This is a genomic window from Rhizobium oryzihabitans (assembly GCF_010669145.1).
Taxonomy (GTDB): domain Bacteria; phylum Pseudomonadota; class Alphaproteobacteria; order Rhizobiales; family Rhizobiaceae; genus Agrobacterium; species Agrobacterium oryzihabitans.
This window is the reverse complement of sequence record NZ_CP048632.1, coordinates 2,983,195-2,997,024: the sequence shown is the minus strand read 5'-3', so window position 1 is coordinate 2,997,024 and position 13,830 is coordinate 2,983,195. Positions and strand designations below refer to the sequence as shown.

Genomic DNA, 13,830 nt, shown 5'->3' with positions numbered 1-13,830 from the left:
GTTGCCCGCGAATTGCGCAACGGCAGCAGGCTGATGAATAAAATATTCCCTTCCTGCACGCAACCTTTGCGGATCAATGATCAAAATTTACGCAAACCGGAACCTTGAGCCCGCCATCGGCTCAAGATCAGCTGAAATGACATGACATAAAACAAATTTAGCCGAATTTTACCATTTCACTTTACCCATTAGAATATCGCGAAGTTCTTTCAAACCATAAGCTGCATGACGCAGAATATTCCCGCCATTGAGGCATGTCTTTCCCACCATTTTCCAAGATGAGCCGAATGGGCGCATCTGGCCCCAAGGACGTGTAGCTTGCCCAAAAAAACCAATCTCATGACGCGCATCCTGTTTGCGGCGTCATCGCTCGTCGTCGCCGCCTTTGCAGGTTTTTCCTTCTACATCGACAGTCTTCAGCACCGGGTAACGACGGAAGCCGTGGCGGAAAACATCGATTCGTCCGGCAAGCAGGCGGCGCAGAGCATCGCCAACTGGCTGAACGGCCGTATCATGCTGACAGACACGGTGGCGAAGACATTTGCCAAGCTTTCCGACGACGATGCCAAGGTGCAGTTCCTGCAGAACGATGTTCTGACGGCGCAATTCATGTCCACCTATTTCGGCAATGCCGAAAGCGGCAGCTTTACGACCTTCCCGAAATTGCCGTTGCCGGAAGGTTATGATCCGCGCAAGCGCCCCTGGTATCTGGATGCCGTCAAGGCCGGAAAGCCGGTGCTGACCGAGCCCTATAGCGACGCCTCGACCGGCGGCCTCATCATCACCGCCGCCATTCCCGTTTCCGTCGACGGCAAGCTGGCCGGCGTGACGGGGAGCGACTTTTCGCTGGATTCGCTGGTAACCATGATCAAGGCCGTGGATGCCGGCACGGACGGATACGCCTTCCTCGTCAGCAAGGACGGCAAGATCCTCATTCATCCCGATCCGAAATTTGTCGACAAGCCGCTCACCGATCTCTTCAAGGTCAACACGCCGGCGATTTCCTCCGCGATTTCGCAAACCGAGATCGACGGCAAGGGCAAGATCACCAGCTTCATCCCCGTCGCCGGCCTGCCTTCGGTCGACTGGTATCTCGGTTTCGTCGTCGATTCCGATATTGCCTATAGCGCAATCGGCCAATTTCGCCTTGCAGCAACCATCGCCACGATTCTCGCCGCTGCGATCATGATCGGCCTGCTCGCGACCGTTCTCAGCCGTTTCATCGTTCGCCCCGTCACGCAGATGACCGCCGCCATGGAAGGTCTGGCTGCCGGCAATCTCAATGTTGCCATTCCGGGCCAGGAACGCAGCGATCAGATCGGCTCGATGGCGGCGGCAGTTGCGGTTTTCAGGTCGAACGCCGTGGAACGCCTGCGCCTCGAAGGGGACGCCGAACAGAACCGCACGCTTTCCGAACAGGAGCGCAACGACCGCGAAAGACTGGCTGCGAAAGATGCGGCAGACATCCAGTTCGCGGTGGATTCGCTCGCCAAGGGACTGACACATCTTTCGAATGGCGATCTGAATTACCGCATCGACACACCTTTCGTGGCCCGCATCGACCGGCTGCGCGACGATTTCAACAATTCCGTCGCCAAGCTGAATGCGGCCTTGAGCACCGTCGGCCAGAATGCGCGGGCAATCGATGCCGGCGCTGGAGAAATCCGCCAGTCCGCCGATGATCTCGCTCGACGCACCGAGCAGCAGGCAGCCTCCGTCGAAGAGACTGCGGCGGCACTTGAGGAAATCACCACGACGGTGAAGGACTCCGCCCGCCGGGCCGAGGAAGTCGGCCGTCTCGTTGACCGCACGCGAAACAATGCGGAACAGTCGGGCGTCATCGTTGGAGACGCCGTCCGCGCGATGGAAGGTATCGAAAAATCATCGTCCGAAATCAGCAACATCATCGGCGTCATCGATGAAATCGCTTTCCAGACCAACCTTCTGGCGCTGAACGCCGGTGTGGAAGCCGCGCGCGCCGGTGAAGCGGGCAAGGGTTTTGCCGTCGTCGCACAGGAAGTGCGCGAACTCGCCCAGCGCTCCGCCAATGCGGCGAAGGAAATCAAGACGCTGATCAACGCCTCGACATCGCAGGTTCAATCCGGCGTCGATCTCGTCGGCAATGCCGGCAAGGCGCTGGAAACCATCGTTCGCGAAGTTCAGGAGATCAACCGCCACATCGACGCCATTGTGACATCGTCGCGCGAACAGTCGACCGGCCTTCAGGAAATCAACACCGCCATCAACACCATCGATCAGGGCACGCAGCAGAATGCCGCCATGGTCGAGGAACAGACGGCGGCAAGCCATGGCCTCGCCTCGGAAGCGGCGGCGCTTAATGATCTGCTTGCGCAATTCCAGCTCGCCACGGCAACGCGCCGGCAGGCGGAATATGGGCGTGCTGCTTAAGGTGAGAATAGCTCACAGGCGAGACCCACAGACTCCGTCACCCCGGACTTGATCCGGGGTCCACGATCAAGTCCTTGATCGCAAAAGACTCTCCTCACGGCGCGGACGCGCCGTGGCTGGATGCCGGATCAAGTCCGGCATGACGAAGGAGAGGTTTCGCGCTTTTGCGCAATATGATGGCCGGAGCGATCCGGCCATTTTTATTTACCGCGCGAACAATACGCGGTTCTCTCCACCGGCTCGATCCGATAGAGCTTGATCGATCATGATTTTCGGAGGGATCTATGCTGGAACTGATTTGGCGCGGCATTGCCATGGGCATTGGCGGCACCGTGTTTATGGATATATGGGCAATCGTGCTGCACCGCTTTTTCGGCCAGTCCGCGCCCAACTGGGCGCCGGTCGGTCGCTGGTTCTGGCACGTGCCGAAGGGCAGGATATTTCACGACAGCATCGCCACGGCCGCACCCTACGAGCATGAACTGGCGCTCGGCTGGATTTCGCATTATGCCGTCGGCATTCTCTACGGCATCCTTCTGGCACTGATAGTGCCGGCCGCATGGTTTGCCGAACCATCCTTCATTCAGCCATGGATCGTCGGCATCGTGACGGTCGGCGCGGGCTGGTTCCTGCTGCAGCCGGGTCTCGGCATCGGCTGGGCAGCGTCGAAAACGCCCAATCCCACCAAGGTTCGTGTTCTCAACCTCGTTGCACACACGATCTTCGCACTCGGCATGTATGCCGTGGCGTTGCTGATGCGCTGAACAAATAAGGGGGCTGAAAGCCCCCTTTTCGTATGCTCAGATATTCGCCGAGAAGGTGTCGCAATCCTCGACACGTCCGTTCTGGAAGCCACGCTTGAACCATTCCATGCGCTGCGCCGAGGTACCGTGGTTGAAACTGTCAGGCACCACATATCCTTGGGTCTGCTTCTGCAGGGTGTCGTCGCCGATCTGGTGGGCGGCATTGAGCGCTTCCTCGAGGTCGCCGGTTTCCAGAATACCCTTCTGTTCGGTGAACTTGCCCCAGATGCCGGCATAACAATCCGCCTGAAGCTCCACACGCACCGACATCTTGTTGGCATCCACCTGGCTCATCGACTGGCGGCGGCGGTTGAACTCCGGCAGGACGCCGGTCAGGTTCTGGATGTGGTGGCCCACCTCATGCGCAATCACGTAAGCCTGCGCAAAATCGCCGGCCGCGCCGAAACGCTGGTCCAATTCCTTGAAGAAGCTGGTGTCGAGATAGACCTTACGGTCACCCGGGCAATAGAACGGTCCGCTGGCGGCCGAAGCATAACCGCAGGCGGAAGATACCTGGCCCGAAAACAGCACCAGCGTCGGTTTCTGATAGGTCTCGCCGGCGGACTGGAAAATGCCGCTCCACGTATCTTCGGTCTCAGCCAGCACGGTCCGCACGAAAGCCGTCGTCTCATCGGTCGATTGACCCTGCGGGCGCGTACCGGATTGCTGGGTGCCGGATTGCTGCGTCGTGCCGCCGCCATCCAGTGAAATATCGCCGCCGGAAAGCAGCGTCAGCGGATTGATGCCAAGCACCCAGCTGATCACCAGAATGACCAGAATACCGCCGATGCCAATGCCGCCACCGCGACGCCCGATCGGCACACGCATCCCGCCACGGGAAAAAGGATCGTTACCCGATGAGCCCGATCCCGCTGACATGCCGCGCCGGTCCTCGATATTGTCCGACTGGCGACGCCCTCTCCATTCCATGCTTTTCTCCCGGCGAACGTCGCCTCAACAAGCTGCCTTATAACGGCACTATAATACATCTTGTTCCGGAAGAAAGCTTGGCCTGTCTCAGGCGGCGCGCCGCCTTTGCCTGAAAACCACAACGAACAGGAAAACAAACAGCAGCCCCCCGACTGACAGCGTCAGAAAATCCTGCCCGCCATTGCCGAAAACAACGCCATTCATGATGCGCCCGGGAAGGAAGGTGAAGCCGCCGGCAATGACGATGCCACCAAGATAGACACCCTGCATGATCCGCATATGGCGCTTGATGTCACCCCGGCGTGCGAAATACACGGATTGCAGACAGCCATATATGGTGAAAAGCGACATGAGGTGGATCGGGCTGAAGCCGTAGAAAACATTCAGCTCATGTATGAAGAATGTCGAGAACGACGTGACAACCATCAGCACCACCCAGATCTTGCCGAGCAGCCGGTGTAGAGGCGTGCCTTTCGGAAAAAACAAAACCACCGCGCCGATGATGGCGGCGGGAATGACTGTCGCCACATGCAGCTGAACGGCGAAGGGCGCATCAAGAAGAGGTTGAAGGGACATTTTTCTCACCCGGTTGAATTTGGCGGCAATTTCAGCGAAACATGACGCGGCTCAACCGGAATGGCGCAAACAGCGGGAGAATTTCGTGAACGGCACTGTCGTGCAATCCACGCGTCGCCAATTGCAAGCCTTGGGGCGCTCCCGCTCGCTGTGGAGCATGTTCGTCGCCATCGTCGTTCTGTTCATCGTGACCGGCCCCTACGGCACCGGCCAGAAAATGACCTTCTGGCCAAGGGCTGCCTATTGGACGCTACTGCTTGGCACGGGCTGGATCATCACAACCAGTTTTTCTGCCTTCGCCAATGCCGCGCTGACACGGACATTTTCAAGCTCGCTTGCGCGGGCAATGGTGGGGGCGATCGTCGCCGCCCTGCCGATCGGCGCCATGATAACTCTCGCCAACCATCTATTCCTCGGACAATCCTTCGATATCGCCTCGGTTGGGGAAGATGCGCAGGCTGCTCTGCCGCTTTGCCTTATATTCTGTTTCCTCAGTTGCCTGACAGCCGGCGCCGCAAACACGGCCGGTGCGACAAGAGAGGTGGAAGCGGAAACCGCGCCACCGCCGTCCGAAAAGGAGCGTCCCGCCATTCTTGATCGCCTAGGGCCGGAACGGCGCGGAACCTTGCTGCGTCTTTCCGTGCAGGATCATTATACCGAAGTGGTGACGACGCGGGGACGTCAGCTGGTTCTGTTACGTTTTGCCGATGCGATGAACGAAATTGGCCAGACGCAGGGCTTGCAGGTGCATCGGTCGCACTGGATTGCCGATGCCGACGTCGTCTCACTGCGCAAGCAGGCTGGTCGCCTGCATGTGATGACCCAAGACGGCACGGAAATCCCCGTCAGCCGCTCCCATAATGCGGCGGTGCAGGCCCGTTTCGCCGCGCATGCCCCTGCCGGTTAAGAGTTTCTGTCGATTCCGGAATTTATGGGGTTCCGTTCTCAAAAACATTTGCCTATAAGCCGCTTCTAGCCTGAAAACATTTGAATTGCGCGCCCCGGCCGGTGATCTTCCACCCTGGCTGGTGTTTTGCGCAACCAAAACGCGGAACGAGAGAGCCATGCCGAAGCGCCAAGATATCAAGTCCATCCTCATCATCGGCGCGGGACCGATCGTCATCGGTCAGGCATGTGAATTCGACTATTCCGGCACGCAGGCCTGCAAGGCGCTGAAGGAAGAGGGTTACCGGGTCATCCTGGTCAACTCCAACCCGGCGACCATCATGACCGATCCGGGCCTTGCCGACGCAACTTACGTCGAGCCGATCACGCCTGAAGTCGTCGCCAAGATCATCGCCAAGGAGCGTCCGGACGCGCTTCTGCCGACCATGGGCGGCCAGACCGCGCTCAACACCGCGCTTTCTCTCAAGCGCATGGGCGTTCTCGACCGCTACAACGTCGAAATGATCGGCGCAAAGCCCGAAGCCATCGACATGGCCGAAGACCGCGCGCTCTTCCGCGAAGCAATGGCGCGCATCGGCCTCGAAACGCCGAAATCGATGCTGGCCAACGCCACCGAGATCAAGGACGCCGACCGCAAGAAACACGAAGCCGCCCGCACCGAGCTGAAGGGCAAGCTTTCCGGCCCGATCTCGACAAGGCGCTGGACGACCTCGAAAACCAGTGGAACCTCGGCGAAACCGACCGCAAGCAGCGTTACATGGCCCATGCCATGGCGATTGCTGCACAGGCCATCGATCATGTCGGTCTGCCCGCCATCATTCGCCCGTCGTTTACGCTTGGCGGCACCGGCGGCGGCATTGCCTATAACCGCTCTGAATTCTTCGACATCGTGTCGGGCGGCCTCGACGCCTCGCCGACGACGGAAGTGCTGGTCGAAGAATCGGTTCTCGGCTGGAAGGAATATGAGATGGAAGTCGTCCGCGACAAGGCGGACAATTGCATCATCATCTGCTCCATCGAAAACATCGATCCAATGGGCGTCCACACCGGCGACTCGATCACGGTTGCGCCGGCGCTGACGCTGACGGATAAAGAATACCAGATCATGCGCAACGCCTCGATTGCGGTGCTGCGCGAGATCGGCGTGGAAACCGGCGGCTCGAACGTGCAGTTCGCCGTCAACCCGAAGGACGGCCGTCTCGTCGTCATCGAAATGAACCCGCGCGTCTCGCGCTCGTCCGCTCTCGCCTCCAAGGCGACCGGCTTCCCGATCGCCAAGATCGCCGCCAAGCTCGCCATCGGCTATACGCTCGACGAGCTGGAAAACGACATTACCGGCGGCGCGACCCCTGCCTCGTTCGAACCGTCGATCGACTACGTCGTCACCAAGATCCCGCGTTTTGCCTTCGAGAAATTCCCCGGCGCCTCGCCGATCCTCACCACCGCCATGAAGTCGGTCGGTGAAGTCATGGCCATCGGCCGCACCTTCGCGGAATCGCTGCAGAAGGCCCTGCGCGGCATGGAAACCGGCCTCACCGGTCTCGATGAAATCGAGATTCCCGGCTTTGAAGAGGGCGAAGGCTCCAAGAACGCCATCCGCGCCGCCATCGGCACGCCGACCCCGGATCGCCTGCGCATGGTCGCACAGGCTCTGCGCATGGGCATGACGGCGGAAGAAGTTCACGAAAACAGCAAGATCGACCCCTGGTTCATTGACCAGTTCAAGGCCATCGTGGATACGGAAGCCCGCATCCGCGAACATGGCCTGCCGAAGGATGCCGAAAACCTGCGTATGCTGAAAGCCATGGGCTTCTCGGACGCCCGCCTCGCAAGCCTCACCGGCAAGCGCCCGAAGGAAGTGGCGGAACTGCGCAACAGCCTGAACGTCCGTCCGGTCTTCAAGCGCATCGACACCTGCGCAGCCGAATTCGCTTCGCCGACCGCCTACATGTATTCGACCTACGAAATTCCCTTCGTCGGTGCTGCCCGCTCTGAAGCGCAGGTTTCGGATCGCAAGAAGGTCGTCATCCTCGGCGGCGGTCCAAACCGCATCGGCCAGGGCATCGAGTTCGATTATTGCTGCTGCCACGCCGCTTTCGCGCTGAAGGATGCCGGCTTCGAAGCGATCATGATCAACTGCAACCCGGAAACCGTCTCCACCGACTACGACACCTCCGACCGCCTCTATTTCGAACCTCTGACGGCCGAAGACGTGATCGAGATCATGCGCGCAGAGCAGGAAAAGGGTGAATTGGTCGGCGTCATCGTGCAGTTCGGCGGCCAGACCCCGCTGAAGCTCGCCGAAGCGCTGGAAAAGAACGGTATCCCGATCCTCGGTACTGCGCCTGACATGATCGACCTTGCCGAAGACCGCGACCGCTTCCAGAAGCTCCTGATGAAGCTCGATCTCGCCCAGCCGAACAACGGCATCGCCTATTCGGTCGAGCAGGCGCGCCTCGTCGCCTCCGAAATCGGCTTCCCGCTGGTCGTGCGTCCTTCCTACGTTCTGGGTGGCCGCGCCATGCAGATCATCCATTCGGAAGGCCAGCTCCAGACCTACCTGCTCGACACGGTTCCGGGCCTGGTGCCCGAGGACATCAAGCAGCGTTACCCGAACGACAAGACCGGCCAGATCAACACCCTGCTCGGCAAGAACCCGCTGCTGTTCGACAGCTACCTGACCAACGCCGTCGAAGTGGATGTCGATGCGCTGTGCGATGGCGAAAACGTCTTCGTCTCCGGCATCATGGAACATATCGAAGAGGCCGGCATCCATTCGGGCGACTCGGCCTGCTCGCTGCCGTCGCGGTCGCTCAGCAAGGAAACCCTCGACGAGCTGGAGCGCCAGACGACGGCGCTTGCAAAAGCGCTTAATGTCGGCGGCCTGATGAACGTTCAATACGCCATCAAGGACGGCACCATCTACGTTCTCGAAGTCAATCCGCGCGCCTCGCGTACCGTGCCTTTCGTCGCCAAGACCATCGGCGCGCCGATTGCCAAGATCGCCGCGCGCGTCATGGCCGGCGAGAAGCTTGAGCCGGCGATTGCCGCCTATGGCCAGAAGCCCGATCCGCGCAACCTGAAGCACATCGCCGTCAAGGAAGCGGTCTTCCCCTTCGCCCGCTTCCCCGGCGTCGACATTTTGCTCGGACCGGAAATGCGCTCGACCGGCGAAGTCATCGGCCTCGACACGGATTTCGCGCTGGCCTTTGCCAAGAGCCAGCTTGGCGCCGGCGTCGACCTGCCGCGCTCCGGCACGGTCTTCGTCTCCGTGCGTGACGACGACAAGGAAGGCGTTCTGCCGGCCATCCGCATTCTGGTGGAAAGCGGCTTCAAGGTGCTGGCAACCGGCGGCACCCAGCGTTTCCTCGCTGAAAAGGGCATTAACGCCGAAAAGATCAACAAGGTGCAGGAAGGCCGTCCGCATATTGAGGACGCCATCCGCAACCGTCAGGTCCAGCTCGTCATCAACACCACCGACAGCAACAAGGCGATTTCCGACTCAAAGTCGCTTCGCCGCGCAACGCTGATGCAGAAGGTGCCCTATTACACCACGATGGCCGGTGCGGAAGCTGCAGCCCTTGCCATCAAGGCCCTGAAGGCCGGCAATCTGGAAGTGAAGCCGCTGCAGAGCTACTTCCAGTAAGCTGATCGCAAGAGAACAAAACAAACGCCGCAGGTCATTAAAATGCCTGCGGCGTTTTGGTTTTGCGTAATCGGGCTGCAATCCCGGTCCGTTAGCAAAAAGACATCATCCTTCAGCGAGACCCATGATGTCCTTATCCATTGCCGACAAACCGCCTTCAGCCATTGGCAGCCATGGCGCTGCGTGCGAAATCACCGGCGCCGTCCTGCCGCGGCCAGACACCGCCGTGATCTCGGACCTGCTGATCATGCCAACGGGCGACGGGAACGCTCCGTCGGTGGTCAACATCGTTTTGCGGAGTTGAGCGATGGCAGGGCGTCCCCGGGACCGGAGCGGGTGGCCTTTCCGCTGCGGATCGAACCCGCTCTATTGAACAGGATCAGGCACGCGGCGAGCGATGAATTGCGCAGTATCAACGCGCTGATCGAGATTCTGCTGAAAGAAGCCCTCTGCCAGCGCGCCACGGCGAATGAAGAGAACGATACGCCAACCCGACCTGACGGAGCTGCCAGCGGCTGAGGAGACGCCGGTGTATGCGATGCACCGCTGCAGCTTGTGCTAGGCCGCGAGCGCCTCGCGAACGCAATTGCGCCCCTCGGTCTTTGCCCGATAAAGCGCGCGATCCGCCATCTCCGCCAATGTCTGGAGATCGCAGCGCATTTCGCCGGTGGTTGCGACGCCGATGCTGATGGTCACGCCCACACGCAAACCACCGCAATCGACCTCGGTTACAGACACCGCATCGCGAATGCGTTCGCCGATCATGCAGGCCTTCTGGACGCCCGCACCGGGCAGGAAGATGATGAATTCCTCGCCGCCATAACGCGCCAGCACATCGCCGCCGCGAATGCTGCCGCCAATGCGCTTTGCCACTTCCTGAAGAACGCTGTCGCCGACGGCGTGTCCGAAGCGGTCATTGATCGACTTGAAGTGATCGACGTCGAGCAACATGGCCGCATCGGTGGGATCGGGCACCGCCGGCATGGCCTGGAAGAAGAAGCGGCGGTTCTTCACGCCCGTCAGCGGATCGGTGTTGGCGAGAACCAGCAATTTCCGCTCGGACCGCTCAGCCACCAGCATCATCACGAACAGGGCGATCGCGAAGTTCAACATGATGATGAAGAAAAACGCATCGACCAGATTGATGGTGGCGTAGTCGGGGAAAAGCACGCTCTTCACCACCGACAGCGAAATCAGGCCCGAAACACCGGTGATCGCACCAAGCGCCAGACGGGACAGGAGCGGCTCCTTGCGCCACCTTGCGAAAAGCCCGCCCGCCCCGGCAAGATAGGCCAGAGCGGCACAACCGTTGAACAAGGCCGCACGATATGTGTTGTTGTCAGCCACCTGCTGCGCAAGGACAATCGCCAGCAGGGCAATGAGGCCGACGACAAATATGGTCCTCCTGCCGGCAGAGCGTCCGTTACTCAGGATTTTAAGGCCAAGCCAGATCAGTGCATAACCCAAAATACCGAAGATGATGCTGCCGAGTTGCCACAGGGCCGGCGACATGATGCCCCACTCACCGTAACCGGCGAGCGTGGAGCCGATCGCCATGGCTGCAAAACCCGCAGCAAGAGCCGTCGGACCGCGCAAACCGCGGTTTGTGAGCTTCAGATATATAAAACTCAGCATCCCAACAATGTAAGAACACTTTTGCATCAGTATCACTGTTGCAAGATCCAGTTCGCCAAGCATCATACGCCCACACAATAAATAAATAGAACGGATGCAATTATAGTATTAAGTATAAAATTTCAACAAAAATAACCAATAAACAAAAAGTAAATTACATTTACGCAAATTAAAATGCTCATCTATAATAATATACAAACATACAAAATAATCTATTCAAATAACCTTATAAACTCAATTTCATTCCTGAAATTCTGCATTTCCGCATCCTTTTGCTGCGAATCGGGAAGGCGAAGAAGATAGGATGGGTGCACCGTGACAAAGAGCGTCCGCTCCTCCTGCATCGGTATCGGGCGGCCTCGGACATCAGAGACCTTTTCCTTGCCGCCGGTCAGCGCGTAAAGCGCCGTGGCGCCCATGGCAACGATGAGCTTCGGTCGCACCAGCGCAATTTCCTGGTTAAGCCACCAGCGACATTGCTGCACTTCGCCCGCATCCGGCCGCTGGTGAATGCGCCGTTTGCCGCGGGCCTCATATTTGAAGTGTTTGACGGCATTGGTGACATAAAGCTTTTTGCGGTCAATGCCGGTTTCAGCCAGCGTCCGGTTGAACAGCTGGCCGGCGGGACCGACGAAAGGTTGTCCGGCCAAATCCTCGTGATCACCCGGCTGTTCGCCGACGATCATGACCTTCGCATTCTCCGGCCCCTGACCGAAGACCGTCTGCGTTGCCTTGCAATGCAAGGCGCACCGCGTGCATTGGCCAGCCTCCCGCGCCAGCGAGGCGAACGTGCCGTCCGGCACCGGTTGCGGCTCTTCCCGCGCCGAGGCTGCAGCCTGCAGGCGATGGTGAAACGGTTGCGGCTGGCTTGCCGCCTTTGCCGCCATTTCCAGCACCCGCGCCTCGGCCCCAGAACGAGACCGGGAATAAGGTCGGCTTCGGGCAGGTTCTTCCAGTATTTCTTCGGCATCTCCGCCGTCATCGCCTTTATCTTCAGACGCGCCGGATTGAATATGTTGGCATAATAGGTCCGCCAGAGCTCGTCCGTCTCATCCGTCAGTTCAGGCTTCGGCGCCGCCTGCCGCGATGTCTTCAGCACGTGTCCGTCCCACTGCGCGGAGCCGTTCGGCGTGGCGATCAGCCAGTCCATATCGGTAAACCGCCGCTGGAAAAACGGCGCTGTGCGCTCGACGATGAAGTGATCCGGCTCGAACCATGCGACGAAGCGCCGCCGCCCGCCCTGCCCCTGCGGCAAGGGTATTTCCTTGAAGCGAACGAAGGCCGTCATCTTGTGACAATCGCGGCGAACGGATTTTTCAAGCCGCCGGGCTTCGGAAACATCCGCATCGGACTTGAATTGCAAGAGCGCGCGATCCCGCTTCAGCCGCCACAGCAGCCGGTAAAGCAGTGCGAAACGGCCTGGATCACTGTGACAGATAATGGCTTGCGCCAAAGCCACGAAAGAGGCCGGAACGGACACCTGCGCGCCCCCTGCACCGGACACGGGCAACGGCTCTCCGGCAAAATCGAGAAACCCGGCCCCCTCATCCCGCAGCCGCCAGTCAATCGCTTCCGGCGGCACATCCGCGGCGAGCGCGGCACGTGCCGCATCACGCCACTCGCCGAAATCACCCCGCCCTTCCAGAACCGGGCCATACATCACAGTAGCGATAATTGTTCGGGCTGCGGGGCAAACATCGCCCGCAGATCCGGGCGCTCGGTCAGTTTGCCCGGCGTCCAGCCTTCGGCAACAATGAAGGCCTTCACCTTTTTCAGCGAAACGCCGAAGCGGGCGATATCCTCCAGCCGCAACCGCCGAAACCGGCGCGATGACAGGACTGAAGAGACCGTCTTGGTGCCGAAGCCGGGTACGCGCAGCAACATTTCTCGATCCCCGGCATTGACGTCCACCGGAAAACGGTCGCGATTTTTGAGCGCCCAGGCAAGCTTCGGGTCGATATCGAGATCGAGCATGCCGTCTCCGCCGATCGCGGTTATTTCACCAATGTCGAAGCCGTAAAAACGATAGAGCCAGTCCGCCTGATAAAGCCTGTGCTCGCGCATCAAGGGCGGCTTGATAAGCGGCAGGTTTTTGGAGGAATCCGGAATGGGGCTGAACGCCGAATAATAGACACGCCGCAAACCATAGCTGCCATAAAGCCGGGCGCTGGTGGAAAGAATGGTGCTGTCATCAGCCCCATCCGCCCCCACGATCATCTGCGTACTCTGTCCGGCAGGCGCAAAGCGTTTGGTCTTTCGCGTTCTGACGGTTGGTTCCCCCGCCTCCTCAATCTTCAAGCGGATATCGGCCATCGAGCGGCGAATATTGGCGGGTTGCTTTTCCGGCGCAAAAAGGCTGACGCCGCTATCGGTCGGCAATTCGATATTGATCGACAGCCGGTCGGCGTAAAGCCCCGCTTCCTCAATCAGCTTTGGCGATGCTTCCGGAATGGATTTCAGATGTATATAGCCGCGAAAACCATGCGTGACACGCAGTTCCCGCGCCACCCGCACCATCTCTTCCATTGTGTGATCAGACGAGCGGATGATGCCGGAGGAGAGAAATAGCCCTTCGATATAATTGCGCCGGTAGAACTCCAGCGTCAGCCACACCACCTCCTCGGCGGTAAACCGCGCCCGCTCCACATTGCTGGAGGAACGGTTGATGCAATAGGCGCAATCATAGATGCAGAAATTGGTGAGCAGGATCTTCAGGAGCGAAATGCAGCGCCCATCCGGTGCATAGGCATGGCAGATGCCGGACCCCTCTGTGGACCCAAGTCCGCCGGAAGCTGCAGAGCTGCGTTTCGTCGTGCCGCTGGAGGCACAGGACGCATCGTATTTGGCCGCATCGGAGAGAATGGCCAGCCGTTGCCTGATTGACTTCTTCATGGCCATGTTCACTATATGTTCTATTGAAAAATG

8 protein-coding genes and 2 pseudogenes are annotated in these 13,830 nt (G+C 59.3%); 5 read left to right on the top strand and 5 right to left on the bottom strand.

Translation table 11 applies throughout. From position 1 onward, the window contains the following. The first annotated feature begins 318 nt into the window (after nt 1–318). Together mcpU and G3A56_RS15075 are read left to right on the top strand one after the other, a co-directional pair. Nucleotides 319–2,409, top strand: coding sequence for a methyl-accepting chemotaxis protein McpU (gene mcpU, locus G3A56_RS15080; protein ID WP_082182687.1), 2,091 nt, complete (start codon nt 319–321; stop codon nt 2,407–2,409). Between the two features lie 284 nt (nt 2,410–2,693). Beyond that, the gene (locus G3A56_RS15075; RefSeq protein WP_082182688.1) at nt 2,694–3,173 is read left to right on the top strand and encodes a DUF2938 domain-containing protein; all 480 of its coding nucleotides are present in this window, start codon (nt 2,694–2,696) and stop codon (nt 3,171–3,173) included. A gap of 36 nt (nt 3,174–3,209) precedes the next feature. On the opposite strand, the gene ypfJ is transcribed toward G3A56_RS15075, so the two are convergent. After that, a complete protein-coding gene (ypfJ, locus tag G3A56_RS15070; RefSeq protein ID WP_003494747.1) occupies nt 3,210–4,142 on the bottom strand; it encodes a KPN_02809 family neutral zinc metallopeptidase in 933 nt (310 codons plus the stop codon). Between the two features lie 87 nt (nt 4,143–4,229). Continuing rightward, on the bottom strand, nt 4,230–4,718 hold the full coding sequence (locus G3A56_RS15065; protein WP_082182689.1) for a DUF2306 domain-containing protein: 489 nt from the start codon (nt 4,716–4,718) through the stop codon (nt 4,230–4,232). Between the two features lie 157 nt (nt 4,719–4,875). On the opposite strand from G3A56_RS15065, the gene G3A56_RS15060 reads away from it, so the two are divergent. The 3 genes and pseudogenes from G3A56_RS15060 to G3A56_RS15050 all read left to right on the top strand — a co-directional run bounded on the left by G3A56_RS15060 (nt 4,876) and on the right by G3A56_RS15050 (nt 9,789). After that, a complete protein-coding gene (locus G3A56_RS15060) occupies nt 4,876–5,625 on the top strand; it encodes a LytTR family DNA-binding domain-containing protein (RefSeq protein WP_082182690.1) in 750 nt (249 codons plus the stop codon). Nucleotides 5,626–5,782: 157 nt separating this feature from the next. Further along, nucleotides 5,783–9,270, top strand: a pseudogene (gene carB / locus G3A56_RS15055) (carbamoyl-phosphate synthase large subunit). 336 nt (nt 9,271–9,606) lie between these two features. Further along, on the top strand, nt 9,607–9,789 hold the full coding sequence (locus G3A56_RS15050; RefSeq protein WP_164056487.1) for a type II toxin-antitoxin system antitoxin: 183 nt from the start codon (nt 9,607–9,609) through the stop codon (nt 9,787–9,789). 39 nt (nt 9,790–9,828) lie between these two features. Here G3A56_RS15050 and G3A56_RS15045 read toward each other — a convergent pair whose 3' ends face one another. The 3 genes and pseudogenes from G3A56_RS15045 to G3A56_RS15035 form a co-directional block, all read right to left on the bottom strand. Next, nucleotides 9,829–10,968 carry a GGDEF domain-containing protein gene (locus tag G3A56_RS15045; protein WP_082182693.1) on the bottom strand — a complete coding sequence of 380 codons (1,140 nt, stop codon included), beginning with the start codon at nt 10,966–10,968 and terminating at the stop codon, nt 9,829–9,831. 149 nt (nt 10,969–11,117) lie between these two features. Further along, a pseudogene (locus G3A56_RS15040) lies at nt 11,118–12,565 on the bottom strand (UdgX family uracil-DNA binding protein). Next, a complete protein-coding gene (locus tag G3A56_RS15035; protein ID WP_082182695.1) occupies nt 12,565–13,797 on the bottom strand; it encodes a putative DNA modification/repair radical SAM protein in 1,233 nt (410 codons plus the stop codon). The pseudogene G3A56_RS15040 and the gene G3A56_RS15035 overlap by 1 nt, the downstream one beginning before the upstream one ends. Nucleotides 13,798–13,830 lie beyond the last annotated feature (33 nt).

Coding starts and splice junctions, on each gene's coding strand:
- G3A56_RS15075 (WP_082182688.1), top strand. CDS start 2,694: ATGCTGGAACTGATTTGGCGCGGCATTGCCATGGGCATTGGCGGCACC.
- ypfJ (WP_003494747.1), bottom strand. CDS start 4,142: ATGGAATGGAGAGGGCGTCGCCAGTCGGACAATATCGAGGACCGGCGC.
- G3A56_RS15065 (WP_082182689.1), bottom strand. CDS start 4,718: ATGTCCCTTCAACCTCTTCTTGATGCGCCCTTCGCCGTTCAGCTGCAT.
- G3A56_RS15060 (WP_082182690.1), top strand. CDS start 4,876: ATGTTCGTCGCCATCGTCGTTCTGTTCATCGTGACCGGCCCCTACGGC.
- G3A56_RS15045 (WP_082182693.1), bottom strand. CDS start 10,968: ATGCTTGGCGAACTGGATCTTGCAACAGTGATACTGATGCAAAAGTGT.
- G3A56_RS15035 (WP_082182695.1), bottom strand. CDS start 13,797: ATGAAGAAGTCAATCAGGCAACGGCTGGCCATTCTCTCCGATGCGGCC.